The 25,781-nt window shown below is 70.1% G+C and carries 21 protein-coding genes and 1 pseudogene; 6 read left to right on the top strand and 16 right to left on the bottom strand.

Annotated features, from left to right (window positions below; translation table 11 throughout):
* Positions 1-37: 37 nt before the first annotated feature.
* Together ACWFRU_RS12190 and ACWFRU_RS12195 are read left to right on the top strand one after the other, a co-directional pair.
* The gene (locus ACWFRU_RS12190) at positions 38-598 is read left to right on the top strand and encodes a DoxX family protein (protein WP_453686043.1); all 561 of its coding nucleotides are present in this window, start codon (positions 38-40) and stop codon (positions 596-598) included.
* A 176-nt stretch (positions 599-774) separates the two neighbouring features.
* Positions 775-1,254 (top strand): RDD family protein, encoded by a 480-nt coding sequence (locus tag ACWFRU_RS12195; protein WP_453686044.1) that lies wholly within the window; start codon positions 775-777, stop codon positions 1,252-1,254.
* Between the two features lie 31 nt (positions 1,255-1,285).
* On the opposite strand, the gene ACWFRU_RS12200 is transcribed toward ACWFRU_RS12195, so the two are convergent.
* Positions 1,286-2,968, bottom strand: a complete 1,683-nt coding sequence (locus ACWFRU_RS12200) for an ABC-F family ATP-binding cassette domain-containing protein (protein ID WP_453686045.1) — start codon at positions 2,966-2,968, stop codon at positions 1,286-1,288.
* Between the two features lie 337 nt (positions 2,969-3,305).
* Positions 3,306-4,475 (bottom strand): damage-control phosphatase ARMT1 family protein, encoded by a 1,170-nt coding sequence (locus ACWFRU_RS12205; protein ID WP_453686046.1) that lies wholly within the window; start codon positions 4,473-4,475, stop codon positions 3,306-3,308.
* Positions 4,476-4,575: 100 nt separating this feature from the next.
* Between ACWFRU_RS12205 and ACWFRU_RS12210 the strand changes: the two genes are divergently transcribed.
* Complete coding sequence (locus ACWFRU_RS12210) at positions 4,576-6,633, top strand: phosphocholine-specific phospholipase C (RefSeq protein ID WP_453686047.1); 2,058 nt, start codon at positions 4,576-4,578, stop codon at positions 6,631-6,633.
* A gap of 20 nt (positions 6,634-6,653) precedes the next feature.
* On the opposite strand, the gene ACWFRU_RS12215 is transcribed toward ACWFRU_RS12210, so the two are convergent.
* The gene (locus ACWFRU_RS12215) at positions 6,654-7,274 is read right to left on the bottom strand and encodes a helix-turn-helix domain-containing protein (RefSeq protein ID WP_453686048.1); all 621 of its coding nucleotides are present in this window, start codon (positions 7,272-7,274) and stop codon (positions 6,654-6,656) included.
* A gap of 84 nt (positions 7,275-7,358) precedes the next feature.
* Between ACWFRU_RS12215 and ACWFRU_RS12220 the strand changes: the two genes are divergently transcribed.
* Positions 7,359-8,060 carry a class I SAM-dependent methyltransferase gene (locus ACWFRU_RS12220; protein ID WP_453686049.1) on the top strand — a complete coding sequence of 234 codons (702 nt, stop codon included), beginning with the start codon at positions 7,359-7,361 and terminating at the stop codon, positions 8,058-8,060.
* A 3-nt stretch (positions 8,061-8,063) separates the two neighbouring features.
* Here the strand turns inward: ACWFRU_RS12220 and ACWFRU_RS12225 are convergent, their stop codons facing one another.
* From ACWFRU_RS12225 to ACWFRU_RS12250, 6 genes are all read right to left on the bottom strand, one after another.
* Positions 8,064-8,579, bottom strand: coding sequence for a GNAT family N-acetyltransferase (locus ACWFRU_RS12225; RefSeq protein ID WP_453686050.1), 516 nt, complete (start codon positions 8,577-8,579; stop codon positions 8,064-8,066).
* A 199-nt stretch (positions 8,580-8,778) separates the two neighbouring features.
* On the bottom strand, positions 8,779-9,210 hold the full coding sequence (locus ACWFRU_RS12230; protein ID WP_453686051.1) for an ATP-binding protein: 432 nt from the start codon (positions 9,208-9,210) through the stop codon (positions 8,779-8,781).
* Positions 9,210-10,091: an MEDS domain-containing protein gene (locus tag ACWFRU_RS12235; RefSeq protein ID WP_453686052.1), complete on the bottom strand. Its 882-nt coding sequence runs from the start codon at positions 10,089-10,091 to the stop codon at positions 9,210-9,212. Before ACWFRU_RS12235 ends, ACWFRU_RS12230 begins: the two co-directional genes overlap by 1 nt.
* 230 nt (positions 10,092-10,321) lie before the next feature.
* The gene (locus tag ACWFRU_RS12240) at positions 10,322-10,882 is read right to left on the bottom strand and encodes a TetR/AcrR family transcriptional regulator (protein WP_453686053.1); all 561 of its coding nucleotides are present in this window, start codon (positions 10,880-10,882) and stop codon (positions 10,322-10,324) included.
* 61 nt (positions 10,883-10,943) lie between these two features.
* The gene (locus ACWFRU_RS12245) at positions 10,944-12,344 is read right to left on the bottom strand and encodes an amidase (RefSeq protein ID WP_453686054.1); all 1,401 of its coding nucleotides are present in this window, start codon (positions 12,342-12,344) and stop codon (positions 10,944-10,946) included.
* The gene (locus ACWFRU_RS12250) at positions 12,331-12,552 is read right to left on the bottom strand and encodes a hypothetical protein (protein WP_453686055.1); all 222 of its coding nucleotides are present in this window, start codon (positions 12,550-12,552) and stop codon (positions 12,331-12,333) included. Before ACWFRU_RS12250 ends, ACWFRU_RS12245 begins: the two co-directional genes overlap by 14 nt.
* A gap of 174 nt (positions 12,553-12,726) precedes the next feature.
* Here ACWFRU_RS12250 and ACWFRU_RS12255 point away from each other — a divergent pair, with 174 nt between their 5' ends.
* Positions 12,727-13,647 carry an MBL fold metallo-hydrolase gene (locus ACWFRU_RS12255; RefSeq protein WP_453686056.1) on the top strand — a complete coding sequence of 307 codons (921 nt, stop codon included), beginning with the start codon at positions 12,727-12,729 and terminating at the stop codon, positions 13,645-13,647.
* A 36-nt stretch (positions 13,648-13,683) separates the two neighbouring features.
* On the opposite strand, the gene pulA is transcribed toward ACWFRU_RS12255, so the two are convergent.
* From pulA to ACWFRU_RS12290, 7 genes and pseudogenes are all read right to left on the bottom strand, one after another.
* Entirely contained in the window at positions 13,684-16,389 is a 2,706-nt protein-coding gene (gene pulA, locus ACWFRU_RS12260; RefSeq protein ID WP_453686057.1) for a pullulanase-type alpha-1,6-glucosidase, read from the bottom strand.
* Between the two features lie 190 nt (positions 16,390-16,579).
* A pseudogene (locus ACWFRU_RS12265) lies at positions 16,580-18,001 on the bottom strand (alpha-amylase); the annotation flags it as partial.
* A 396-nt stretch (positions 18,002-18,397) separates the two neighbouring features.
* Positions 18,398-19,456 (bottom strand): LacI family DNA-binding transcriptional regulator, encoded by a 1,059-nt coding sequence (locus tag ACWFRU_RS12270; RefSeq protein WP_453686058.1) that lies wholly within the window; start codon positions 19,454-19,456, stop codon positions 18,398-18,400.
* On the bottom strand, positions 19,444-21,093 hold the full coding sequence (locus tag ACWFRU_RS12275) for a glycoside hydrolase family 13 protein (RefSeq protein ID WP_453686059.1): 1,650 nt from the start codon (positions 21,091-21,093) through the stop codon (positions 19,444-19,446). Before ACWFRU_RS12275 ends, ACWFRU_RS12270 begins: the two co-directional genes overlap by 13 nt.
* 61 nt (positions 21,094-21,154) lie before the next feature.
* A complete protein-coding gene (locus ACWFRU_RS12280; protein ID WP_453686776.1) occupies positions 21,155-22,057 on the bottom strand; it encodes a sugar ABC transporter permease in 903 nt (300 codons plus the stop codon).
* 5 nt (positions 22,058-22,062) lie between these two features.
* Positions 22,063-23,091 carry a carbohydrate ABC transporter permease gene (locus ACWFRU_RS12285; RefSeq protein ID WP_453686060.1) on the bottom strand — a complete coding sequence of 343 codons (1,029 nt, stop codon included), beginning with the start codon at positions 23,089-23,091 and terminating at the stop codon, positions 22,063-22,065.
* Positions 23,092-24,363, bottom strand: a complete 1,272-nt coding sequence (locus ACWFRU_RS12290; protein WP_453686061.1) for an extracellular solute-binding protein — start codon at positions 24,361-24,363, stop codon at positions 23,092-23,094.
* A 334-nt stretch (positions 24,364-24,697) separates the two neighbouring features.
* On the opposite strand from ACWFRU_RS12290, the gene ACWFRU_RS12295 reads away from it, so the two are divergent.
* Entirely contained in the window at positions 24,698-25,738 is a 1,041-nt protein-coding gene (locus tag ACWFRU_RS12295; protein WP_453686062.1) for a LacI family DNA-binding transcriptional regulator, read from the top strand.
* Positions 25,739-25,781: the final 43 nt, after the last annotated feature.

The following is a 25,781-nucleotide window of genomic DNA, read 5'->3' on the forward strand; positions in this document are numbered from 1 at the left end:
CAGCACATCACCTTCATCGACACCAGGAGAGATCCGCATGCCCCTTTCCACTTCCGCCAGCACCCACACCGCCGCCCCGGGCGGCCCCAACTCCCCGCTCACCTCCGCCCACTACGGCGGTGACATCGGCCTGCTCCTGCTGCGCTGCGCGGTCGGTCTGACCATGGCCGTGCACGGCAGCCAGAAGCTCTTCGGCTGGTTCAACGGCGCGGGCCTCGACAGCACCGCGGGCTTCTTCGCGAGCGACGGCTACTCCGCCCCCAAGGCCATGGCCACGGTCGCCGGTCTGACGGAGACGCTCTGCGGCCTCGGTCTGGCCATCGGCCTGCTCACCCCGCTGGCCGGGGCGGGCATCGTCGGCATCATGCTCAACGCCATCGCCATGAAGTGGGGCAACGGCTTCTTCAACCCGGCCGGCATCGAGTACGACCTGGTCCTGCTCACCGCTGCCGTGAGCCTGGCCCTCGCCGGCCCCGGCAGGTTCGCCATCGACCACGTCCTGCCGGTCCCGCGCACCCACCGCCTCTCCCACGGCATCGCCGCGGTGGCCCTCGGCGCCGTCTCGGCCGCCGTGGTCCTTGTGGTCCTGCACGACTGACCAGGAAGAAGTCCCCTGCCGTCCCCGCCGGGACGGGCCTGCGGCCCGGACCGGTGGGGGCCAAGGGAGCACCCCGCTCACCGGTCGCGCGATCCCGGAAAGTAGCGTGCGGGCCAGGCGGGGGCAGTTCCCGGCCCGTGCGGACACCGAACAGGGAAGAGACCGGAAACAGGACCGTGGTCGATCAGCAGCACGCCCCCTCCCACACCCCCACCCGCACCCCCGCCCGTGCCGTGCTCCCCTCGCAGGCGCGCAGAGCCACGGCGGCGGTCGTGGACGCGCTGTTCGCCCTGCTGTGTGGCATCGCAGCCGGCGCGGCGACCGGTGTGAAGGTGAGTGACGGAGTGGTCGAACTGCGGCCCCAGTCCCCCACGGTGTGGGGGCTGGCGCTCGGCGTCGCCGTGGGAGTCTCCTTCGTCAACCACGTCCTGCTCACGCAGGCGGCCCGGGTCAGTCTCGGGAAACTGCTCACGGGGCTGCGTGTCGTACGCGCCTCCGACGGCCGGCGCCCGGGCCTCGTCCGGCTCACCGGCCGGTGGCTGTTCGGCTTCTACTGGATGATCGTCTTCGTCCCCCTGCACGTGGCGGCGGACAGCGATGTGGAGCAGCAGGACGCGGTGGGAGTGCGCGTGCGGCGACGGACGGTTCGGCCCTGATCCGTCCGTCGCCGCTGGTCCTCTTCCCCACCTACGGCGACGCTTCTCCCGCATCACCCTGGCCCGGCGCCGCCAGCAGGTCGCGTACCTCCTCCGCGGTGGTCTCCGTCAGTTCCTCCCCGACCAGCACCCAGCGGGTGACGCCGACCGACTCCAGGAAGGTCAGGTCGTGGCTGGCGATCAGGAGCGCGCCCTCGTACGACTCCAGGGCTCCGGTCAGCTGGCGGACGCTGGCCAGGTCCAGGTTGTTGGTCGGCTCGTCCAGCATCAGGAGTTGAGGGGCCGGTGCGGCGAGCATCATCGCCGCGAGCGCGGCGCGGAACCGCTCGCCGCCCGAGAGGGTGCCCGCCAGTTGTTCGGCACGTGCCCCCTTGAAGAGGAAGCGCGCCAACTGGGAGCGGATGTGGTTGTCGGTGAGCCCGGGAGCCAGGCGGGCGACGTTCGCCGCGACACTCAGACCGTCGTCCAGGACGTCCAGGCGCTGCGGCAGGAACCGTAGCGGCACCGACGTCTTGACCTCGCCCGACAAGGGAGCCAGTTCCCCGGTGAGGGTGCGCAGCAGCGTCGTCTTGCCGGCGCCGTTGCGCCCCACCAGGGCGATCCGTTCGGGGCCCTGCACATGCAGGTCGCCTTCCTTCAACTTGCCGTATTGGGGGCGCAGTTCGCGCACGCTCAGCACCGTGCGGCCCGCCGGGACGGCGGTGTGCGGGAGGCTGACGCGGATCTCGGCGTCGTTGCGGATCGCGTCGGCGGCCTCCTCGCGCCGCTCGCGCGCCTCGTTGAGCCGCTCCTCGTGCAGGCCACGGAGCTTGTCCCCCGACTCCTGCGCGGAGCGCTTCTTCTCCCCCGCCACGATGCGCGGGGCGCGCCGCTGGGCGTCCATCTTCTTGCTGTGCCGCTGGCGGCGGGCCACCTTGACCTGGGTCTCCTCCAGTTCGCGCTTCTGACGGCGTACGTCGGCCTCGGCGGCCCGCAGCATCCGTCCCGCCGCTTCCTGCTCGGTGGCCAGCGCTTCCTCGTAGGCGGACCAGCCGCCGCCGTACCAGTTCACCGACCCGGCACGCAGTTCGGCGATGCGGTCCACGCGTTCGAGCAGGTCGAGGTCGTGGCTGACCACGACCAGGATGCCGGAGCGCCAGGAGTCGACGGCTTCGTAGAGGTTGCGGCGCGCGAACAGGTCGAGGTTGTTGGTCGGTTCGTCGAGGAGGAGCACGTCCGGGCGCTCCAGGAGCAGCGCCGCCAGGCGCAGGAGCACGGTCTCCCCGCCGGACATCTCCCCCACGGTCCGGTCGAGCCCGATGTCGCCGAGGCCGAGGGTCCCCAACTGGGCAAGGGCCCTCTCCTCGACGTCCCAGTCGTCGCCGATCGTCTCGAAGTGCTCCTCGCGTACGTCTCCGGACTCGATGGCGCGCAGGGCGTCACGCCGCTCGGCGATGCCCAGGGCCTGGTCGACGCGCAGGTTCGTGTCGAGGGTGATGTTCTGCGGCAGGTAGGCGAGGCTGCCGCCGACGGTCACCGACCCCTGCGACGGACGCAGTTGCCCGGCCAGCAGGCGCAACAGGGTGGATTTTCCGGTGCCGTTGGTGCCGACGAGCCCGGTGCGGCCCCGGCCGATGCTGACGGACAGCCCGTCGAAGACGTTCGTGCCGTCCGGCCACTGGAACGACAGGGCCGAGCACGTCAGGGAGACGCTGGGGGTGGTGGGTACGGACATGATGAATCTCGCAGTCGCAGGCGCGGGCAGGGGGCGTCGTATGCGAGCACCACGCGGCGACCGACCGAGGAAAAAGGGGGTGCGGCGGTCCGGGAGACGGAGGGACGGCTCATGCACCGAGGTCGCATCCACGCGGGGTCACGGGCAGGACGGCAAGGCCGCCTGTGGCGTGACGGGCGTACGGCGAAGGCCGTACGGCGCGATGATCGCGAACCTCAGATGCGCAACGTCCACCTCTATCGGAGACAACAGGACCCTGGAAACGATAACGACCGCGCGGGGGAAAGGCAAAGCTTTGTGATCACGGCGGCGCTCTCCGCCGTACTCTTCGCCCTGCTCACCGCCGTGCCTGGATGAGGGCGTGGGTGCCGCTGGTGCGCCAGCCCTGGCCGTGTGCGGCGTTCAGCTCCGCCTCGGTCCGCTCGTCGAGTCCGACGATCACGTCGGACTTCAGCGTCCGCAGGGCCGCCACCGGTCCGGGGAAGTACGCGGTGGGCTCCTCGAAGGGTGTGGTGGCGGGCCAGAGCCGGTCGCCGACCAGGCGTCGGTAGTTCAGGTCGCCCTTCATGACGGTCACGTCGGCCTCGGCGAACTCCTGGCGCAGGTCGTCGGGCATCCGCTCGTACGGCAGCGGGGCGCAGGAGAAGGCGTGGCTGCGGACGGTGAGCCGGCCGGCGCCCATGGCCGACCACAGGCGGTCACCCACCTCTGCCGCGGCGCCCCGCGCGCCGGTCAGGCGGCGCAGGCAGTCGATGACGTCGGCGGTCATGGCGTCCGAGACGTAGTACGGGTAGGGCTTGACGTGCAGCACAACGCGCTCGGCGCGCCCATGGCGCAGGAGGTGGTCGACGAGGATGAGGTCGGGCAGCAGCTCGCGTCCCGCGTTGTCCGCGACCAGGCACAGCGTGGCCGCGCCCCCCTCGGGCAGCAGGGACCACAACAGCTCGGAGTCGTCGGCGACGAGGCGTGAGTCGGCGGCCCCGGCCCCGCCGCCGCCCACGGCGAAGCCCAGGTCGGCGCGGTTGCCCCACAGCGAGCCCAGGAGCAGGGCCTGGCGCTGCTCGTCCAGGGGCCGCGGGGCCAGCCGGTCGAGCGCGGCCAGTTCCTCGTCGGCCTCATCGGTGTGCAGTTCCGCCTGCTTGAACGGGCGGAACGGGTCGATCCCCCGCCAGCGGCCGTCACCGAAGTAACCGACTGCCGCGAGGAGTTGGCGGTAGAAGTAACTCTCGGACCACAGGAAGGGCACGTCGAACCAGGACAGGCCGACGTACTCACGCCCCCACTCCTGCCACAGGTGACGGTCGTGCGCCCCGGGGTCCGGCGGCTCGATCACGCCCTCGGTGGCCTGGGTGAGGAGGGCGTCGAGAGCGCGATGCTGGCGCGGCCCGTAGGGGAAGGCGTCGCGCACCTTCTTGATGAGCGCGGGGTGCCGCTCGGCGAGCACGCTCCTGGGAAAGGAGCCGGGTACGTCACTGAGGATGACGGGGGCTTCGACTGCGTCCGGCATGGCTGCTCCTTCACCTTTTCTTCTCACTATTTGACGGCTTGTGGGCAAGCAGGCCTACGGTGACCCGCCCTCTATCCCCCACGTTCAGAGGTACTGCTTCATGCCCGCATTCAACCGTCGGCGCTTCCTCCAGGCAGCGGGTGGCACCGCCGGCGTCGCGGCTCTGTCCGCAAGCATCATGCGCGCCGTCGACATCCCCGCCTCCACCCGGTCGGGATCGATCGACGACGTCGAACACATCGTGGTCCTCATGCAGGAGAACCGCTCCTTCGACCACTACTTCGGCACGCTGGGCGGCGTCCGGGGATTCGGCGACCCCCGCCCGATGATCCTGGAGAGCGGAAAGCCCGTATGGCATCAGTCCGGTGGCGGCAAGGAAGTCCTGCCCTACCACCCTGAGGCCGACGACCTGGGAATGCAGTTCATCGCCGGGCTGAGCCATGACTGGGAAACCGGCCACCAGGCGTGGAACAAGGGCAAGTACGACGACTGGATCGCGGCCAAGACCTCCGGGACGATGGCCCACCTGACCAGGGACGACATACCGTTCCACTACGCGCTGGCCGACGCCTTCACTGTCTGCGACGCCTACCACTCCTCGTTCATCGGCGCGACCGACCCCAACCGCTATTACCTCTACTCCGGTCACACCGGAAATGACGGCAAGGGCGGCGGCCCCGTCCTCGGCAACGAAGAAGTCGGCTACGACTGGACCACCTATCCCGAGCGCCTGGAGAAGGCCGGGGTGTCGTGGAAGATCTACCAGGACACCGGCGACGGACTCACCGAGAAGGGACTGTGGGGCGTCCTGGAGGACGCCTACCGCGGAAACTACGGCGACAACTCGCTGATGTTCTTCAACAAGTACCGGAACTCGAAACCCGGCGACCCCCTTTACGAAAAGGCACGCAAGGGCACGAACATCAAGAAGAGCGGCCACCTTCTCGACGACCTCCGCGCGGACGTCACGTCCGGGAAACTCCCGCAGATATCCTGGATCGCGGCCCCGGAAGCGTTCAGCGAGCACCCCAACTGGCCCGCGAATTACGGCGCTTGGTACATCTCGCAGGTCCTGGACGCACTGACGTCCGACCCCGAGGTGTGGAGCAGGACAGCCCTGTTCATCACCTACGACGAGAACGACGGCTACTTCGACCACGTGCCGCCGCCCTACCCCCCGGCCGACTCCTCCTGGGGCGCTTCCACCGTCGACACCGAACTCGACCATTTCCCCGGCGACAGCGAGTACAGCGCGGGCCCCTACGGCCTCGGCATGCGGGTCCCCACCCTCGTCGTCTCCCCGTGGTCCACCGGCGGCTACGTCTGCTCGGAGGTCTTCGACCACACCTCCGTCATCCAGTTCATGGAACGCCGCTTCGGCGTCCACGAACCGCACATCTCCCCCTGGCGCCGGGCCATCTGCGGCGACCTCACCTCGGCCTTCGACTTCGGCCTCAAGCACACCGGGCGCGCGGACCTGCCGAGCACCGACGGCTATGAGCCGCCGGACCAGGAACGGCACGACAGCTACACCCCCTCGCCGCCCGCCTCCCCCGCCCTGCCCAAGCAGGAGAAGGGCGCGCGGCCCACCCGACCCCTGCCCTACACGCCGCTGGTCACCGCGTCCGTGAAGCCCTCCGACGGCACCATCGAGCTCACCTTCACACCGGGCGGCGAGACCGGCGCCTGCTTCCTCGTCACCTCGGGCAACCGCGACGACGGGCCCTGGACCTACACCGCCGCGGCGGGCAAGAAGATCTCCGACACCTGGAGCACAGGCCCTTCCGACGGGGTGTACGAGCTAAGCGTGCACGGCCCCAACGGCTACCTGCGGACCTACGAAGGCACCGCCGCGACCCCGGGACCGGAGATCACCTGCCGCCACGACCAGGACACCGGGCGCGTGAAGCTCACCGTCACCAACCCGGCCGAGGCGGCCTGCCGCCTGACCATCACCAACGCCTACGGCGGCAAGAGCACCGAACTCACCGTCCCGGCAGGCGGCCGGCAGACCCGCTCGGTCGACCTCGGCCACAGCAAACGCTGGTACGACCTGCGTGTCCGGTCCGACAGCGACAGCGCCTACCTGCGCAGGTTCGCCGGACACGTCGAGACGGGCAAGCCCGGCACCAGCGACCCCGCGCTCCGCACCGGCTGACCGCCACCCCCGGAAACGCGCTAGACCCCGCCCTCCTCCTCGTCGCTGCCCGGCCTGACGCGTACGTGCATCCGCTCGCCCTGGGCCCCGTACAGAGCGAGGAACTCGACGGGGATGTCACCGGCGTTGGCGAAGCCGTGCGGGGTGCGGGTGTCGAACTCGGCGGCCTCGCCCGCGGTGAGCACCAGGTCGTGCTCACCCAGGGCGAGCAGCAGCCGCCCGGAGAGGACGTAGAGCCATTCGTAGCCCTCGTGCATGCCCTGCTCGGGGCGTGTGGCCTGCCGGGTGCTGCTCCTGGGGACCGGCATGACCTGCTTGTAGGCGTGCATCCCGCCGAGGTAGCGGGTGAGGGGGACCCAGGTGTTGCCGTGGCGCATGAACGGCCGCGGGTGAATGCGCGGGTCGCCCGTCTGCGGGGCGCCCACCAGCTCGTCGAGCGGTACGCCGTACGCCTTGGCCAGCGGCAGCAGAAGTTTCAGGGTGGGCTCCCGCTGGCCGGCCTCGAGGCGCGAGAGCGTGCTCAGGGAGATCCCCGTCTCCTCGCTCAGCCGGGCCAGGGTGGCGCCCCGCGCCTTCCGCAGCGACCGCAGCCGCGGCCCGACGGCGGTCAGCACATCCGTGAGTCGGGCGTCGTCGCTCATCCCTCCATTTGCCGGGACGGCAAATAACTTTGTCAAGCCGCCCTCGCCGCGCGCAGGGTTGCCGCAAGAGCAGAGGAGCCCCGCATGAGCGACCACCCCGTCGACCACACCGACCACACCGACCACGCCGCCGACCACGCCACCACCCCTCCCGCCGCGGATTCGGCCGCGGCGTTCTGGGACGAGCGCTACAACCAGAGCGGCCGCCTGTGGAGCGGTGAACCCAATGCCGCACTCGTCCGCGAAACCGAGGGGCTCGTCCCGGGCAGCGCCCTGGACCTGGGCTGTGGAGAGGGCGGTGACGCGATCTGGCTCGCACGCCAGGGCTGGCGCGTCACCGCCACCGACATCTCCCGCGTCGCCCTCGGCCGTGCCGCCGAGCACGCGGACCAGGCCCAGGTCGCCGGCCGCGTCGACTGGCAGCACCACGACCTGGGCGCCTCCTTCCCGGCCGGCACATACGACCTGGTCTCAGCCCAGTTCCTGCACTCCCTCCACGAGATGCCGCGCGAGCAGATCCTGCGCGACGCCGCCGCGGCCGTAACCGAGGGCGGCACGCTCCTGATCGTCGGCCACATGGGCTTCCCCGCCTGGGAGAGCGCAGCCCACCCGGATGTGGACTTCCCCAGCCCCCAGAAGGTCCTGGCCTCGCTCGACCTGCCGGCCGGGCAGTGGGACGTACTCGTCTGCGACACGCACGAGCACGCCCTGACGGGCCCCGACGGCGAGCCCTCCACGCGGACGAACTACACCGTCAAGCTGCGGCGCCGCCGGTCCGACGGGTGACGATCACCCCGCCGGTGTGCTGTAGCGGGCCGTGGTGGCGTCCGCGCTCAAGCGCCGCAGCCCGGCCTTTTCCAGCACGCGGACCGAGGCCGGGTTGGACAGTTCCACGTCGGCGTACACGGTGTGGACGTCCGGCGAGGTCAGGGCGTACGCCGTGAGGGCCCGGGTGGCCTCGGATGCGTAGCCCCGGCCGCGCCGCGAGGCCACGATGCCGTAGCCGATCTCGAGCGCGCCGTCGCTCGGCGGCCAGAACAGTCCGATGGCCCCGATCACCAGACCGGTGGTCCGCTCGATGACCTGACGCTGCCCGTAGGGGCCCAATGCGTCCGGCCGGTCCGCGATGAAACCGGCGATGACCCGCCCCTCGTCGGCGGGGAAGTCCTCCGCCCAGTGCGCCAGGCGGCGGTCGCCGAGGACGGCGGTGATCTCGTCGGCGGGCCAGGGCCGCAGCACGAGGCGCTCAGTGGTCACGTCCGTACCGGACGTCGAGAACGAGGACGAGGTGAAAGAGGAAGACACGCGATACTCCTGGTCGTTTCAGACGACCGGGCCGCTCGGCAATCTCACGCGGCCCGGACAAGGGCATGCTGATGAAGCGCCTGGCGGGCCATATTCATCAACCTCCCCTGTCGCAGGTGTTCGCGGCGTTCGCGCGTGGGTCGACCGTAGGACAGGAGGTGATCTCCTGTCCCGTCGATATGCGTCCTCGGGTGTTCCCTCAATACGCGTGTTCGGGCAGGCGCACGGTCAGTGTCACCTTGCTGCCGGTGGGGCCCGCCGAGATCGTGAGCTCGTCGGTCAGGAGGCCCGCGAGCCACAGGCCCCGGCCGCCCGGATGGCCGTCCAGGCCGGGCGCCAGCTCGGGGATCACGTCGGCGCTGAAGCCGGGCCCCAAGTCGTGGATGTGGCAGGCCAGATGGCCGTTGCTGCGCTGCAGGATCAGCGTGCCACCGCCGCCCGCGTGCTCGACCGCGTTGACCGCCACCGCGTCCAGGGCCACGATGAAATCGCTGCGCCGCGGTTCGGCCAGTCCCTGGTGGTCGGCGTACTGGTCCACGAGCATGCGCAGCCGGGGCAGATCGTCCTGGGTGAAGCGTGATTCCAGGAGGGTGACGGGGTGGACCTCGCGTGGGTCCGACGTGTTCGTCATCAGCGGTCCACCTCGCTGATCACCATGTGGGGCACCTGGCCGGCGCCTGCTCGGCGCAGTATGCGGGCTGGTGTCGGCGGACATTTGACCTCCACCGTTCCGTGCGGATGTTCCAGGACCAGCCGCAGCAGGTCCACGGCACAGGCGACGCCGAGGAACACGAGGCCGGTCAGGTCCACGACGAGGGGCCCGCGGGAGTCCGCGCCGCGCCTGAGCCCCTGGCGCACGGCGGCGATGAACTCCTCCCGGGTGGCGAGGTCCGCCTCGCCGGCCAAACGCACCAGTCCGTCTGCCTGTTCCGTGTGCAGCGCGCCCAGGCGGGGCAGCAGCCGACAGGGGTGCGCCTCGTGCATCGCGGTCAGAACGTCAGGGGCGAACCAGCGTCGGTCGTAGGCACAGATCTCGGTGTAGGGGCGGTCGGTGAACAGATGCTGGGCGTGTGATTCGCGGTGCATCATCACCTCGACATCGGCGCCCAGGTGCCCCACCCAGTGCATGTCGATATAGGTGCGCAGCCCGCTGTACCCCTCGGCCAACGCCCGGTCGGTCTCCTCTGTGATGCGCTCCCACTGCCGACGGGGAGTGAAGGCGTCCTGGGGGTGGATGAGGGCGCGCATGCTGCTGAGCACCAACTGCCCCTGGTCCCTGGCGGACCCCAGCAGGGCTCCCGGGGCGTCGAGACGGCCCCACACCTGCTTGTCGTCCATGTGCGGAGCGGCGAAGACGATCACCTTCTCGCGCTTGACCAGCCCGGCCCACGCGAAGGCGGACACCACGTCGCGGCCCGCGTCGTCGTCCTCGTAGCTGACGAAAGCGTGGTCTCCCGCCCGTAGATGCTGGACCGGGATTGTTCCGACCGACGCCGAAGCGGCATCCGCCATCTCTCACCTCCGGGGCCGAGACGACGACCCGACGGGAACAACTGCGGGCCATACGGTAGCGGTCCGTACCTCACGGCGGCATATTCACGCGGAGGGCGACAGTTAGCCGACGAGGCGGGCCCTCTTCCCGATCGGGAGTGCGCCTGGGCGACCCCTTGGATGCGGGTTCTGATCGTGGGGTGCCGTCATGCTTCTGCCTGCTGCCGTCGGTCACGGGTACGGATGCGGGCTCAGGGCGCCGAGAGGGCCCGGTCGACGAGTGCGCGCGCGTAGGCGGCGTCCAGTTGGCTGGGGCGGAAGAGGATGCGGTACATGATCGGCGCCACGACCTGATCGATGACCCGCTCCGTGTCCGGGACGGCCTCGCCCCTCTCCTTGGCACGCGCCAGGACGACGTCGATCTGTTCGGCGGCGTAGGCGGAGCACTGGCCGGCGTTGGTCCCGTCCGGGTCTCCGAGAAGGGCGTCCCTGATGTACGCGCGCCCGGGCGGCGAGGCCATCTCGTCGAGGAACTGCTCGGCCCACGCGCAGAGGTCCGCCCGCAGCGCGCCGAGGTCGTCGGGGAGCGCCTCGGGGCGCAGGTGTTCCACCGCGACGTCGGACAGGAGTTCCTGGAGGTCGCCCCAGCGGCGGTAGACCGTCGACGGCGTCACCCCGGCGCGGGCCGCGACGAGGGGGACGGTCAGCGCCTCGCGCCCCAGTTCGGCCTGCAGTTCGCGGACCGCCGTGTGGACCGACTCCTGGACGCGGGCGCTGCGCCCTCCGGGCCGCACCATGGGCTTGGGACTCATGGCTCCACCCTAACGCCTTAACGCGAATTCGTTGCTTCTAGCTAGGGTCATGGGTCACTGGTCACGCCGCGACGGGGGCCAGCCGCCCCGCCCCGACGCCGGTGGCGGCACCCAAGTCAGCGATCTCGTAGGCGTGCCCGACCCGCAGTATGGTCGCCTCGTCGTGCGGACGCCCCATCAGCTGCATGCCGATCGGCAGCCCTGCGCGGTCCTGGCCGACGGGCAGGGTCAGCGCCGGCAGCCCCGTGATGTTGGCGGGCGCGGAGAGCCGGACGTAGGCGTCGGAGACGGCCTCGACCGTGCCGTCCGCCCATTCCACGCTCTCCTGACCGGCCTTGGCGGCCGTCATCGGCACCGCCGGAGCCGCGATCACGTCGACGCGGCCGAGCATCCGCGTCCAGGCATCGCGCATCAGCGTCCGCGCGCGCTGGGCCCTGAGGTAGTCACCGGCGGAGACGAATTCGCCCGCCTCCAGGAGCACGCGGACCTCCGCCGTGTACAGATCGGGCACTGCGCGCAGCGTCCGCTCGTGGTTCGCGGTCGCCTCGGGGACCATCAGACCCCACTGGGTGGCCTGGATGTAGCGCGCCAGGGGGATCTCGACCTCGACGAGTTCGGCCCCGAGCTCCCGGAGCTGCCCGATGGCCCGGCGCACGCTTTCCTCGACTTCCGGGCTGATCCGCTCGAAGTAGTAGTTGCGGGGGACTCCCACCCGCAGCCCCGTCAGGTCACCCTCCGGGGAGGCCTTGGGTCCCGTGGCGGCGGGGTCGTACCGGTCCTGCCCCGTCAGGGCGTCGAGCACGAGCGCCGCGTCCCGCACCGTGCGGGTGAGGGGGCCCACGTGGTCCAGGGACCAGGACAGGGAGGTCACTCCCTGACGGGAGATCAGGTCGTACGTCGGCTTGAGGCCGACCACGCCGTTCAGTGCCGCGGGCACGCGGATCGATCCGCCGGTGTCGGTGCCCAGCGCGAAGGTGGCCTCCCCCGCCGCGACGGCGACGGCCGAGCCCCCGCTCGATCCGCCCGCGACGCGGCCGTGGTCCCAGGCGTTGCTGGTCTGCGGGGTGGTCAGTCCGTAGGCGAACTCGTGGGTGTGGGTCTTTCCCAGCAATACCGCGCCGGCCTCGGACAGCCGCGCGGCGACAGCGCTGTCGTGTGCGGCGACGTGGCCCGTCCTGACGCGTGAACTCGCGGTGGTGGGAACACCTTTGGCGTCGATCAGGTCTTTCAGGCCCATGGGTATTCCGTGCAGCGGACCGCGCGACTTCCCCCGGGCGATCTCGCGCTCGGCTCGGGCCGCTGCCGCCCGGGCGGAGTCCGCCGCGACGGTGACGTACGCCTGGAGGCGTTCCTCCACGGCCCCGATGCGATCGAGGACGGACTCGGTGAGCTCCACCGGGGAGAGCTCTCCCGCGGCGATGGCGCGGGCGGCGTCCGCCAGGGACAGCTCATACGGCCGCATCGGTGCCCTCCTGCCCTGCCGAGTAGGAGATCGCGGGCGGCGTGTCGCCGAAGTCCAGTTCGCGCAGCGTGGCGATGACGGACTGGATATACGTGGCGGTCGACGCCACCACCTCGTGACGGTCGCTTCCCAGTGGCAGTCCCGCTCGGAGGGCGCCCCGGGCGGCCTCCTGGGGGGTGAGTTCGGCGGTGCTTGTGGCGGTGTTCATGTGCGGCCTCTCGACACTCGTGGCGCGGGGCTGGGGCGACGGCTCGACCCCGGCGAAACGCAAAAGCTAACTGTTTGCTTTAACGCGACGATAGGACCTACGCTGCATTAACGCAAACGCGTTGCTTTTAGTTTCGGCAGCGCGCCGCCACCCGGCAGACTTAAGGAACACCGCATGGCCACCACCACCGCCGCACACCACGCCACCTCCACCCCCTCCCCCAGCGCCCCGGCCTGGACCGTGGGAGACCTCACCGTCCAGCGCGTCGACGAAGTACACCTCCCCCCACAGACGGGCCCGTGGCTGCTGCCGGGAGCAACCCCGGAGATCGTCGCCCGATCCCCCTGGCTGCGACCGGACTTCGTGGACGAACAACGCGTCCTGCGGCTGGCGAGCCACAGCTTCGCGGTCGAGGCCAACGGGCTGCGCGTCCTCGTGGACACCGGCATCGGCAACGGCAAGCAGCGGGCCAACCCCGCGTGGGACAACCTGAACAGCGACTACCTCGCGCGCCTGACGCAGGCCGGCTTCGCCCCCGAAACGGTGGATCTCGTCGTCCTCACCCATCTGCACACCGACCACGTCGGCTGGAACACCCGCTCCGACGGCGCCAGTTGGGTGCCCACCTTCCCCAACGCCCGCTACCTCACGACCCGAACCGAGTGGGACCACTGGGCCCGCGCCGACATGGACGAGCCCCGACGTCAGATGTTCCGGGACTCCGTGCACCCCATCAAGGAGGCCGGCCTGCTCGACCTCGTCGACGTCCCCTCCGGGGGCACGGACATCGCCCAGGGTGTGCGCCTGCGCCCCACCCCGGGCCACACACCGGGCCAGGTGGCGGTGGAACTGCGCAGCCGCGGCGAGAGCGCGCTCATCACCGGTGACTGCATCCACCACCCCGTCCAGTTGATCCACCCCGACCTGGGCAGCTGCGTGGACATCGACCCCGCGGCGGCGGCCCGGACCCGCCACCAGCTCCTCAGCGAACTCTCCGGGACCTCGACTCTCCTGCTGGGCAGCCACTTCCCGCCCCCCACAGCAGGCCACGTGATCGCCGACGGTGATTCCTACCGGCTCGTGCCTGCGTCCTAGGGGGCGGTCAGTGGATTACCGTGTCAAGGCCTTGGTTCAGCCCCGCTCGAAGACGGCGACCGTGCGGGCGGGGGCACGGAACGTTCCCGAACCACGCTCGTACGACGACGACTTGACCACCGCGTCGCCGCCCCGCGCCTGGATGGGGTGCAGCCCGTACGCGGTGCCCTTGAGGCCCGTCACCCGCTGCTCCTGTGCCTGCGGGGTCGCGTTGAAGACGACCACGAGGTTCCCGAGCTCCATGGTGATGACGCCGGGGGTCTCGGCGGATGTGCCCGAGAGCGGGAACGAGAGCCGGGACTGGACCTGGTCCGCCGTGGCCAGGGAGAAGGCGGGCTCGGTCGCGCGCAGCTTCACCAGGTCCTGATAGGCGGCCGAGGTTCCGTTGATCTCGGCACACCCCGGAGTCAGGTCCGGAGACGTCAGCAGGGGCTTTCCGTACGCCCACTTGTCCTTGTTGTCGGCGGCCGGGGGCAGGCCGCGTCCGAAGCCGTTGCCGTCCTCGCAGTCCCAGTGCAGGGCGTTGAACCAGTCGCCGCTGTCGTAGGAGTTGCGGTCCAGGGACTTCGAGCGCAGCAGGTCGCTGCCGGCCTGGGACAGGGAAGGGCCCTGGGCCAGGGTCGAGGTCGCCATCGCGAGCACCTGCATACGGGAGCGCTCGGCGGCCGTGGTGTCCGCGGGCAGCTTGAAGGCGAGGGCGTCGTAGAGGGATTCGTTGTCGTGCGCGTCGGAGTAGGACAGGGCGTCGCCCGGAGCGGCCGCGTACCCGGCCGGTGCGCCGTTGTAGTCGACCTCGGAGCCCTTGACCCGGCGGCCGGAGGAGTCCGTGAAGGTGTACGCGGACAGGTTGCCGGTGAGGGCCACCTTGATCAGGTCCTGGTAGTGCAGGAGGCGGGCCTTCTGCTCGGCGGGGGTGCCGTTCGCCTTGGAGGCGTTGGGGTCGGTGAACAGGCCGCTGGCGAAGCCCTGGACGCCGGGGTCCTCGTCGAAGGGGCCACCGCCGCGCAGCGCGTCGCGGCCGCGGTCGGAGAAGGTGGCGATGCCCGTGCCCGCCATGTTCTTCTGGGTGGCCTGCACGAAGCGGGCGTCGTCGGCGATCTCGCCGAAGTTCCAGCCCTCTCCGTAGAGGACGATCTTCTTCCCGTCGACGCCGTCCTTCTTGAGGGTCAGTGCGTCAAGGGCCTTGCGTACGGCCAGGATGTTCGCCTTGGGGTGGTGGCCCATCAGGTCGAAGCGGAAGCCGTCGACCTTGTACTCCTTGGCCCAGGTGACCAGCGAGTCGACGACGAGCTTGCCCATCATGGCGTTCTCAGGCGCGGTGTTGGCACAGCAGGTGGAGGTGGCGACCGTGCCGTCCGCCATCAGCCGCTGGTAGTAACCCGGCACGATCTTGTCGAGGACCGACTTGTCGGCCTGGCCGCTCGCCACGGTGTGGTTGTAGACGACGTCCATCACGGTCCGCAGGCCGGAGCCGTTGAGGCCCTGGACCATCTGCCGGAACTCGACCGTGCGCCGGGTCCCGTCGGGGTCGCTCGCGTAGCTGCCCTCCGGCACCGTGTAGTGCAGCGGGTCGTAGCCCCAGTTGTAGGCGTCCTTGCCCGCGGTCTTGCTCACGCAGGCCTGCTGCTCGTCGGAGTCCGGGGCGAGGGCCGGCAGGTCGCAGTCGGGCGTGGCCTGGTCGGCCGCGCGCTCGGGGATGGTACCGATGTCGAAGGCGGGCAGCAGATGGACGTAGGAGGTGCCTGCCTCGGCCAGCTTGCGCAGGTGCTTCATGCCGTCGGACTTGGTGTCGGTGAAGGCCAGGTACTTGCCCGGGTGGCGCGCCGTGCGGTCCTCGACGGAGAAGTCACGGACGTGCAGCTCCTGGATCTGCGCGTCGCGCAGCGGGGTCGCCTTCGGCTTCCTCAGCTGCTCCCAGCCCTTGGGGGCGAGCTTCGGGTCGTCGAGGTCGACGGCGATGCTGCGTCGCGAGTCGGCCGTGAGCGCCGTGGAGTAGGGGTCGGTGACCTTGTTGGTGACGACCTTCTGGACGCTGGGCGCCCACACCTTCACCACGTACCGGTACTGCTTGCCCGTCCAGCTCTTGGCGCCGGAGACGGACCACACGCCGCTGGCGTCGTCGCGGCGCATCGGCACGCGCTTGCCGTCGAGTTCCAGGCTCACGGACTGGGCGGTGGGGGCCCACAGGGCGAGGGTGGTGCGCCCGTCGTGGAACCGCGGGCCGAGAGCGGCCTTGGTGGCGGTGGCGCCGTAGAGGTCGTCGAGGATGCCCTGTGTCTGGACGCCGGTCGCGGTGAGCAGGGTGCCGTCGGCGCTGGTGCGGGTGGCGATGAGCTGGCCGGTGAGGGCGTGGCGGACGCGGTCGCGGTCGCGCGGGTCGACGGTGAAGGCGGCGTAGCTCTTCAGGTGCGGGAACTTCTTGCGCTGGGCGTCGGTGAGGCCGCCCTCGGCCGGGGTGAGGCGGATGCGCCGCCCCTCGCCCGCGAGTTCGCCGTCCTTCACGGTGAGCCGGCCGTCGCGGGAGTACACCAGCTCCTGTGCGGCGGCCTCGCCCTGGACCTCCCAGGCGAGTGTGTTCTCGTCGATCCACTGGGCCCGGGAGGCGGACAGGTCGAGCGCGGCGGGGGCGTCGGCGGCGGCCGGTGCCCGGGGTGCCGCGACGGCCGAGGGTGTCAGGGGTGCGACCGCGGCGAGCAGGGCGAGGGCCGTGGTGACGAGGGTGCGGCGGGGGGAGCCGGTCAAGGGGAACTTCTCCTTGTGCGTTACGGGGTGCGGGAGGTGAGCGCGCCGGGGGCGAATATCAGCCCCTCCGGCGTTGAGGAGCGGGGTCCGGGGCGGAGCCCCGCGTCGGGGGTGGGCCGCCCGGCGGGCGGGGAAGCGAATGCCGGGCGGCCCGTGCAGCAGGCCGGTCAGCCGCGCGGTGCGGCGCTCAGCAGCTCTTGGCCCCGGTGTGCAGCGCGAGCGCGGTGTTCGGCGCGACGGTGGCCGTGAACTGGCCCGAGCCGTTGACGGTGACGCTCCTGCCGCTCTGGATGTCGCAGTAGCTGCCCGCGGCGAGCGACGTCTGGAAGGTCCGGTCGACCGAGGAGCCCTCGTGGTTGATGACCACGTAGGCCTTGTCTCCGCGGCCGAACGCGATGGCGTCGTTGCCGTTGTCCCACCAGTTGGTCATGCCGGTCCCGCGGGCGGTGTTGCGGAACTTGACCATGTTCTTGATCTCGGGCCAGGCGTGCTGGCATTTCCAGCCGTCGCTGTAACAGGCCTTCACCTGGCCGCCGTTGGGCGATCCGGCGTCGTTGCTGCTGAACTCGTAGCCGGAGTGGACGTCCGGTGCGCCGTAGGGAAAGGCCAGCATGAAGACGTGCGCGAGGGTGTAGTTGGCGCCGTCCTTGTAGCTGAGGGTCTGGCCGTGGCGTTCGGTGTCGTGGTTGGCGACGAAGACGGCGGCCGAGCCGCCGGGCAGGTAGCCCCAGCCCTCGCCGAAGTTCTTCAGATAGGCGAGCTTCTCGTTGTTGAAGACCCGCTTCAGGTCCCAGCCGTAGCGGAACTCCTGGGCGTCACCGGTGGCGGTGTACTCACTCGGGGAGACCGCCTCACCTGCCCCGTAGATCGTCTCCTGCTTGAGGTGGACGTCGGGGTTGCTGAGCCGCGACTTGATGTTCTTCAGGTCGTCCACGGGTATGTGCTTGGCCGCGTCGACCCGGAAGCCGTCGACGCCCAGGGACAGCAGGTCGTTCAGGTAGGCCGCGACCCGCCCCCGTACGTAGTCCTCGCCGGTGTCGAGGTCGGCGAGGCCGCCCAGTTCGCAGTTCTGGACGTTCCAGCGGTCCTGGTAGTTGCTGATGTTCGAGCGGCAGTTGTCCATGTCGGCGCCCGAGTACGTGCCCGGGTAGTCGTACTTGGTGAAGGACGATCCCGCCGAGCCGGTTCCGTTGGCGTTCGTCATGTGGTTGATCACCGCGTCGGCGACGACCTTGACCCCGGCGTTATGGCAGGTGTCGACCATGTTCTTGAACGCGGCCCGGTCGCCGAGCCTGGTGCCGATCTTGTAGCTGACGGGCTGGTAGGCCGCCCACCACGCCTCACCCTGGATGCGTTCCTGGGGCGGGGACACCTGGACGTAGCCGTAGCCGTCGGGGCCGAGCCGCTGGGTGCACGCCTTGGCCACCGAGCTGAATTTCCACTCGAAGAGCACGGCGGTGACGTCCTTGCCGCCGGGCGGTGCGGCCTGCGCCTGCGGGGCTCCGGCGACGATGCTGCCCGCCACTCCCGCGACCAGGGCGAGAGCGGCGGCGAGGGGCCTGCGGGCGGGTCTATGGGCGGGTCTGCGGGCTCTGGACTTCTGGCCAGCCATGAGGGCCTCCTGCATGAGTGAGGTGTGACCTTTGCCTGAGTGAGGTGTGACCTTGTCCGGCAACGCGCCGTGCCCGTAAGGCCGTTGAAGGATGTTGCAGAAACATTTCAACGCCGTTTTCGGTCGAGACCGTACGACCCTCAAGAACCCCGGTCAACCCTCGACGCACACTCTGGCGTCAGATGCGTGATCCCGGGAGTTCACGCCCCGCAAAACCTTTCGCAAGACATTGCGACGGTGCTACGTTCAACCACGACTCCGGTCCGGACGGCCGGGGGACCCGGCAACGGGCCCCACGCGCCCGGCCGTCCGGACCGGAGTCGTGGGACGGAGAGGCCCCGGCGCCACGTCATCACCCCGCTGCCCCGACCGGGGCCGGCACCGGGGGCCTCCCTCTCAGCGCCGCACCTGAGCCGTCGAGCCCCGCACCACGAGCTCGGGCTGGAAGACGAACTCCGTGTGCTGTACGGGGTTGCCGTGCAGTTCCTCAAGCAGCGCGCCCACCGCGGCGCTCGCCATCGCCTGCACCGGCTGGCGCACCGTGGTGAGCGGCGGGTCCGTGAAGGCGATCAGGGGCGAGTCGTCGAAGCCGACGACGGAGACGTCGTCGGGCACCGACAGGCCGCGCTCACGCGCCGCCCGGACGGCCCCGAGCGCCATCATGTCGCTGCCGCAGACGATCGCCGTGCACCCCTGGTCAAGGAGGACGCTGGCCGCCGCGTGCCCGCCCTCGACCGTGAACAGCGTGCGCTGCACGAGCTGTTCGGCCTCCCCCTCCTCCAGGCCGAGCAGCGCGTGCAGCGCCGCCGTGAACCCCTCCGCCTTGCGCAGCGAGGGGACGTAGCGGGTCGGGCCGATGGCGAGCCCGATCCGCCGGTGGCCCAGGTCGACGAGATGACGCACCGCCATCCGCGCGGCCGCGCGGTCGTCGGGCGAGACGAAGGACACCGGGATGTGCTCGTTGTAGCCGTTGATCAGGACGAACGGCACACCGCGGGCGTGCAGTTCGAGGTACCGGGTGGGGTCGGCCGTGGTGTCGGCGTGCAGCCCCGACAGGAAGACGATGCCACTGACCCGGCGCTCCTCGAGCTGTTCGACCAGCTCGTCCTCGCTGGCCCCGTCCGGCATCTGGGTGCACAGCATCGGCGTGTAGCCGTGCCCGGACAGGACCTGCTCGACGACCTGCGCGAAGGCGGGGAAGATCGGGTTGCTGAGCTCGGGGATGACCAGACCGATCAGACCGGCGCTGTGCCGCTTGAGCCGCATCGGCCGCTCGTAGCCAAGGACGTCCAGGGCGGCGAGCACCCGGCGCCGGGTGCCGGCGGCCACCCCCGGCCTGCCGTTGAGCACCCGGCTCGCGGTGGCCTCGCTGACACCGGACTGGGCCGCGATGTCCGCGAGCCGCGGGACGCCCCGGTCGGCGTCCCGCGGCGGGGAAAGGGTCACACCGCCCACCAGACGGTGGTGTCGGCGGGCAGTTCGACCTTGCCGTCCGCCGTCTCCACCTCGGCGTTGGACAGCAGGATCCGGCCGGGAGCCGGAATCCGCACCGCTTCACCGGTGGTGTTGGCCGTGCACACGAAGTCCTCGCGCCGGAAGGCGAGAACGCCCTCGGGGGCCTCCAGCCACTCCAGCGAGTCGCCGGCGCCGAGCCCCGGCAGCTCCCGGCGCACGGCGAGCGCCCTGCGGTACAGCTCCAGGGTGGAGGCGGGGTCGCCGGTCTGCGCCTCGACGCTGAGCTCGCCCCATCCCTCGGGCTGCGGCAGCCAGCTGCCGCCCGCGCCGAACCCGTAACTGGAGCCGTCGGTGGTCCACGGGATGGGCACCCGGCAGCCGTCGCGGAACCCGTCCTGGCCGTTCGCGCGGTGGAAGGAGGGGTCCTGGCGCACCTCGTCCGGCAGCTCGGTGACATCCGGGAGGCCCAGTTCCTCGCCCTGGTAGACGTACGCCGAACCAGGCAGCGCCAGCATCAGGAGCGAGGCCGCGCGCGCACGGCGCAGGCCGAGCTCGCGGTCCCCCGCGGTGCTCAACTGCGTGCCGAGCCCCGGCGGGTTGGCGAACCGCGTGGCGTGGCGGGTGACGTCGTGGTTGGAGAGGACCCAGGTGGCCGGGGCGCCGACGGGGCGCATCGCGGCCAGCGACACGTCGATGACCTCGCGCAGCTCCGCGGCGTCCCAGTGGGTGCCCAGGTACTGGAAGTTGAAGGCCTGGTGCATCTCGTCCGGGCGGACGTAGGCGGCGGCGCGCTCGACGGTGGGGGTCCACGCCTCGGCGACGAGAATGCGCTCGCCCGCGTACTCGGTGAGAACCTTGCGCCAGCTGCGGTAGATCTCGTGCACGCCGTCCTGGTCGAAGAACGGCATGACATCGTTGCCCAGCAGCTTGAGCTGGTCGCTGCGGCCGATGTCCGGCAGCCCCGCGGCCTTGACCAGGCCGTGGGCGACGTCCACACGGAAGCCGTCGACGCCCATGTCGAGCCAGAAGCGCAGGATCGAGCGGAACTCGTCGTGGACGGCGGGGTGTTCCCAGTTGAAGTCGGGCTGCTCGGGGGCGAAGAGGTGGAGGTACCACTCGCCGTCCGGCGTCCGCGTCCAGGCGGGGCCGCCGAAGACGGACTCCCAGTCGTTGGGCGGGAGCTCACCGTTCTCGCCCTTGCCCGGCCGGAAGTGGTAGCGCTCGCGCAGCGGGGAACCGGGGCCCTCGCTCAGGGCCCGCCGGAACCAGTCGTGCCGGTCGGACGAGTGGTTGGGCACCAGGTCGACGATGACGCGCAGGCCCAGGCCGTGGGCGTCCCGCAGCAGGGCGTCGGCGTCCAGGAGGCTGCCGAACATCGGGTCGATCGCGCGGTAGTCGGCGACGTCGTAACCGGCGTCGGCCTGCGGCGAGGAGTAGAAGGGGCTGAGCCAGACGGCGTCGACGCCGAGGTCCCTGAGGTAGGGCAGGCGGGCACGGATGCCGTCGAGGTCACCCATTCCGTCACCGTTGCCGTCGGCGAAGCTGCGCGGGTAGACCTGGTAGATCACCGCGCCACGCCACCAGTCCGTGTGGGTGCCGGAGGCGGGGGCCGCAGGGGCAGCGAGATGCTGGGTCATGTCTTCCCTGAGATCGAGAGGTCGAGTGCGAGGGGGGTGTGTGCCGTAGGAGGACTTCGTGTCAGGACTTCGTGGCGCCGGCCGTGAGACCGGAGACGAGGTGGCGCTGGACGAAGCCGAAGATCACCGCGGCGGGCACGGCGACGATCACGGCCGAGGCCGTCAACGAACCCCAGTCGCTGGTGTACTGGTTGACGAAGGTCTGCAGGCCGCCCGCCAGGGTGAGGTTCTCCTCGCCGGTCATGAAGGCGGAGGCATAGGCGACTTCGGCCCAGCCGGTGATGAAGCTGTAGAAGCCGGTGACGGCCAGACCGGGCTTGGCCAGCGGCACGATGAGCCGCCAGAACGTGCCGAACGGGTTGAGTCCGTCGACCCGGCCGGCTTCGTCGATCTCCACCGGGATGGTGTCGAAGTACCCCTTCATCATCCAGGCGCAGAAGGGCACGGCGATCGTCAGATAGGTGACGACGAGGCCGACGGGCTGGTTGAGCAGGCCCAGGCTCGCCAGGAGGTTGTAGAGCGGCACGATGAGCACCGCGACGGGGAACATCTGGGTGATCAGCAGGAGCCACATCAGCGGCCGCATGCCGGGGAACTTGAAGCGGCTGACGGCGTAGCCGGTGGTCGCCGAGATGAAGACGCCGATCACCGTGGTGAGGCCCACGACGAGCAGGGAGTTGGCGAGCCAGTTCAGGAACTCGGTGTCGTTGACGACGTGGTCGTAGTTGCGGAACGTGAAGTCCTTGACCAGGTCGGTGGAGAACGCCTCGCTGGTCGGCTTGAACGAGGTGATGAGCAGCCACAGCGGCGGGAGCACCGCGGTGGCGGAGGCGACGAGCAGGCCCACGTGGAGCGCGACCGAGGCCAGCGGCCCGCGTTCGCCGCGCTCCCTGACCTTCTTGGGCCGACGCGCCGACGCGGCGGACGAGGCGGAGGAGGACGACGGGGTCTTCGGGTCGGTCATGGTGGTCACCACACTTCTCCCTGCTTGCGGAGCGCGCGGCGGTAGACGACCGCGAAGAGCGAAAGGAGCAGCAGAATGATGACGCCCCAGGCCGCGGATCCCGCGAAGTCGCGCGGACTCACGACGAACGAGAGCCGGTAGGCGTACGTCACCAGGATCTCGGTGGCGTCTCCCGGACCGCCCCGGGTGAGGAGGAAGATCACCGGGAACATGTTGAAGGTCCAGATGCCGCTGATCAGGATCACGGTGCTGCTGACGGTCCGCAGGCCCGGCAGGGTGATGTGCCGGAAGCGCTGCCAGGCGTTCGCGCCGTCCATCTCCGCGGCCTCGTAGAGCTCGCCGGGGATGGACTGGAGGCCGCCGAGCATGGCGACCAGCATGAACGGGACGCCGAGCCAGACGTTGACCGTGATCACCGAGAGCTTGGCCCAGGTGGGGTCGTTGAGCCACGGGATCGCGTCGATGCCGCCACCGGCGAGGATCTTGTTGAGGAGGCCGTTCTTCTCGTTGAACAGCAGCCGCCAGGTGAAGACGGAGACGAAGGCCGGCACCGCCCAGGGCAGGATCAGCGCCATCCGGTAGAGGGAGCGCCCCGCCAGCTTGCGGTTGAGCATGTTCGCGAGGACCAGGCCGAGCCCGAAGGAGATCGCGACGCAGGAGACGGTCCAGACGATGGTCCAGGTCAGCCGGTCCCAGAACACGCCGTCCTGGAGGACCGCGGTGTAGTTGTCCAGGCCGACGGACTGGTAGGTCGCCGGGATGTGGTTCATGCCGATGGTGCGCTCGACGTTCGCCTCGTTGGCGTCGGTCGTCGACAGGTACAGGCCCCGCACCAGCGGGTATCCGATGATCACGCCGATGACGGCCACCACGGGGGCGACCATGCTCCAGGCGTACCAGTGGGTGGAGAGCGACCTGCGCAGCCGCCCCGGCGTCTTGCCGGTGTTGCCGGTGTCGCCGGTCCGCCGGCCGCGGCCGCGGGCGCCGGGGGCGTCCGCGGCCTTGGCCAGAGACCGGCTGCTGTCAACAGCCATTTACTTGTAGTCCTTCAGCAGCTTGCGGTAGGCGTCGCCGACACCCTTCGCGCCGTTCTCGGGCGAGGTCTTGCCGCTGAGCACCTTCTCCATCTGCAGCCGGATCGGCTCGAACAGGGCGTTGGCCTGCGGGATCCACGGCCGCTCGACGGACTTGTCCACGGCCGGCTTGAAGAACTGCACCATCTGGTTGTCCTTGACGGACTTCACGTCGTACACCGAGGTGCGGGTGGGCAGCAGGCTCAGCTTCTCGGTGGTCTGCTGCTGCACCTTGGCCGAGCTCATGTACTTGATGAACTCGTAGCTCGCGTCGAGGTTCTTGGAGCCCGCGTAGGCCGCGAGGTTCCAGCCGCCCTGCGGGGAGGCCTGGCGGTCGCTGCCGCCGGGCACCGGGGCGATGCCGAGGTTGTCCTTGTCGCCCTTGAACTCCTTGCCCTGCATGGCACCCTCGATCGACCAGGGGCCGTCCAGTGCCATCGCGACGTCGCCGTCCTTGAAGGCGTTGAGCTGGTTGTTGTAGCCGTCGCTCGCGTCGGTGGTGGCGGCCTTGGAGTCGACCAGGTCCTTCATGACCTTGAAGGCCGCGGCGCCCTCGGGGTCGTCGACGGTGATCTTCTTGCTCTTGGTGTCGAGGAGGTCGCCGCCCTCGCCGTAGAGGTACGGGAGGTAGTAGTACGGGTCGTCGCCGCGCAGGTAGAGGCCGGTCTTGCCGGACTTCGACTTGATCTTCTTGGCGGCGGACTTCACCTCGTCGAAGGTCTTGGGTACCTCGACGCCGGCTTCCTTGAGCATCTTCTTGTTGTAGAAGAGCGCCAGGGTGTCGATCGTCTGCGGGGCGGCGTAGGTCTTGCCCTTGAACTTGGTGCTGGCCGCGGCCTGCGGAAGGTAGTCGTCCGCCTTGTCGAGGGCGGGGGTGCCCTCCAGCGGGGCGAGGTAGCCGAGGTTGGCGAAGTCCGCGACCCAGGCGACCTCGGTGCGCATCACGTCGGGGGCGCCGGAGTTGCCGCCCGCGGCGTTCTTGAACTTGGCGTTGGCCTCGCCGAACGCGACGCTCACATAGTTGACCTTGACGCCCGGGTGGAGCTTCTCGAAGCCCTTGGCGAGCTTCTCGTAGGTCCCCTTCTCGGCGTCGTTCGAGGTGTCCCAGAAAGTGACGGTTCCGGACAGCTTGCCCGAACCCTTGTTGCCGCTGTCACCGTCATCGCCACCGCACGCTGCCACTGTCAGGGCCAGGGTCGCGACCAGTGCGGTGGCCGCTATGCCACGCCGCATGTGAACTCCTTCAACTGATCCCGGAACAAGGGGAGGCGAACCCCCAACAGAGCTGCCTCCTACGAGCCGCACTCGACGCGGCGCCGGGTTGCCAGGGAACGTAACAGGATTGAAAAGCGCCCGAAAGACCTTGCGAGAAATTTCTGCAAGGGCTGCTGATCGTTACCGCCGTGTGTCCTTACGGTTGCTCTTGCCGCGCTTGACAAGCCCCTGAGGTGGCACTGGTCGCCCCTGCTTGCCCCCAGATGTCCCGCAAGGTCCTTGCATGACAGGAACTTTCTGCAAGCTTTCACAACCGGTGTGCAAGACGACCGATCACCGGTACAGTCCCCGCATGACCGCACGGCTCGTCGACATCGCAGCGCAGGCGGGGGTGAGCGAAGCCACCGTCAGCCGCGTCCTCAACGGCAAGCCCGGTGTGGCGGCGGCGACCCGCGAATCCGTCCTGGCCGCCCTGGACATGCTCGGCTTCGAACGTCCCTCACGGCTGCGGCAGCGCAGCAGCGCCGGCCTGATCGGCCTGATCACGCCCGAGCTGGACAACCCGATCTTCCCCGCCCTCGCCCAGGTCATCGCCCAGGCCCTGACCCGCCAGGGCTACACACCCGTCCTGGCCACCCAGACGCCCGGCGGCTCCACCGAGGACGAGCTCACCGACATGCTGGTGGACCGCGGCGTCTCCGGGATCATCTTCGTCTCCGGTCTGCACGCCGACACCACCGCCGACATGGAGCGCTACGAAGTACTGCGCGGCAAAGGCGTGCCCTTCGTCCTCGTCAACGGCTTCTCCCCCAAGGTGCAGGGCCCCTTCGTCTCCACGGACGACCGCGCCGCGGCCCGGCTCGCCGTCACACACCTCGCCTCACTGGGTCACACCCGCATCGGGCTCGCGGTGGGACCCAAGCGTTTCGTGCCCGTCCTGCGCAAGATCGAGGGCTTCCAGATCGGCATGCGCGAACGCCTCGGGATGTCACCCGCGGACTCCGAGCAGTTGATCGAGCACTCCCTCTACACCCTGGAGGGCGGCCAGGCCGCGGCAGGCACGCTGATCGGCCGTGGCTGCACCGCGATCGTGTGCGCCAGCGACATGATGGCGCTCGGCGCCGTCCGGGCGGCGCGGGAACGGGACCTTCAGGTGCCGCGCGACATCTCGGTGGTCGGCTACGACGACTCGCCGCTCATCGCGTTCACCGACCCTCCGCTGACCACCATCCGCCAGCCGGTCCAGGCGATGGGACAGGCCTCCGTGCGGACGCTCCTGGAGGAGATCGGCGGGACCCCCGCCCCGCACAGCGAGTTCCTCTTCATGCCGGAGCTCGTGGTCCGCGGCTCGACGGCGTCCGGCCGGCCGGACCGGCCCTCGGACCAGCACTGACGAGCCCGGTCGAGCCCAGTCGAGCACTGACGAGCAGGAGCAC

The sequence above is a fragment of the Streptomyces sp. NPDC055099 genome, assembly GCF_053607685.1.

Coding starts and splice junctions, on each gene's coding strand:
- ACWFRU_RS12190 (WP_453686043.1), top strand. CDS start 38: ATGCCCCTTTCCACTTCCGCCAGCACCCACACCGCCGCCCCGGGCGGC.
- ACWFRU_RS12200 (WP_453686045.1), bottom strand. CDS start 2,968: ATGTCCGTACCCACCACCCCCAGCGTCTCCCTGACGTGCTCGGCCCTG.
- ACWFRU_RS12205 (WP_453686046.1), bottom strand. CDS start 4,475: ATGCCGGACGCAGTCGAAGCCCCCGTCATCCTCAGTGACGTACCCGGC.
- ACWFRU_RS12210 (WP_453686047.1), top strand. CDS start 4,576: ATGCCCGCATTCAACCGTCGGCGCTTCCTCCAGGCAGCGGGTGGCACC.
- ACWFRU_RS12215 (WP_453686048.1), bottom strand. CDS start 7,274: ATGAGCGACGACGCCCGACTCACGGATGTGCTGACCGCCGTCGGGCCG.
- ACWFRU_RS12220 (WP_453686049.1), top strand. CDS start 7,359: ATGAGCGACCACCCCGTCGACCACACCGACCACACCGACCACGCCGCC.
- ACWFRU_RS12230 (WP_453686051.1), bottom strand. CDS start 9,210: ATGACGAACACGTCGGACCCACGCGAGGTCCACCCCGTCACCCTCCTG.
- ACWFRU_RS12235 (WP_453686052.1), bottom strand. CDS start 10,091: ATGGCGGATGCCGCTTCGGCGTCGGTCGGAACAATCCCGGTCCAGCAT.
- ACWFRU_RS12240 (WP_453686053.1), bottom strand. CDS start 10,882: ATGAGTCCCAAGCCCATGGTGCGGCCCGGAGGGCGCAGCGCCCGCGTC.
- ACWFRU_RS12245 (WP_453686054.1), bottom strand. CDS start 12,344: ATGCGGCCGTATGAGCTGTCCCTGGCGGACGCCGCCCGCGCCATCGCC.
- ACWFRU_RS12250 (WP_453686055.1), bottom strand. CDS start 12,552: ATGAACACCGCCACAAGCACCGCCGAACTCACCCCCCAGGAGGCCGCC.
- ACWFRU_RS12255 (WP_453686056.1), top strand. CDS start 12,727: ATGGCCACCACCACCGCCGCACACCACGCCACCTCCACCCCCTCCCCC.
- ACWFRU_RS12275 (WP_453686059.1), bottom strand. CDS start 21,093: ATGACCCAGCATCTCGCTGCCCCTGCGGCCCCCGCCTCCGGCACCCAC.
- ACWFRU_RS12280 (WP_453686776.1), bottom strand. CDS start 22,057: ATGACCGACCCGAAGACCCCGTCGTCCTCCTCCGCCTCGTCCGCCGCG.
- ACWFRU_RS12285 (WP_453686060.1), bottom strand. CDS start 23,091: ATGGCTGTTGACAGCAGCCGGTCTCTGGCCAAGGCCGCGGACGCCCCC.
- ACWFRU_RS12290 (WP_453686061.1), bottom strand. CDS start 24,363: ATGCGGCGTGGCATAGCGGCCACCGCACTGGTCGCGACCCTGGCCCTG.
- ACWFRU_RS12295 (WP_453686062.1), top strand. CDS start 24,698: ATGACCGCACGGCTCGTCGACATCGCAGCGCAGGCGGGGGTGAGCGAA.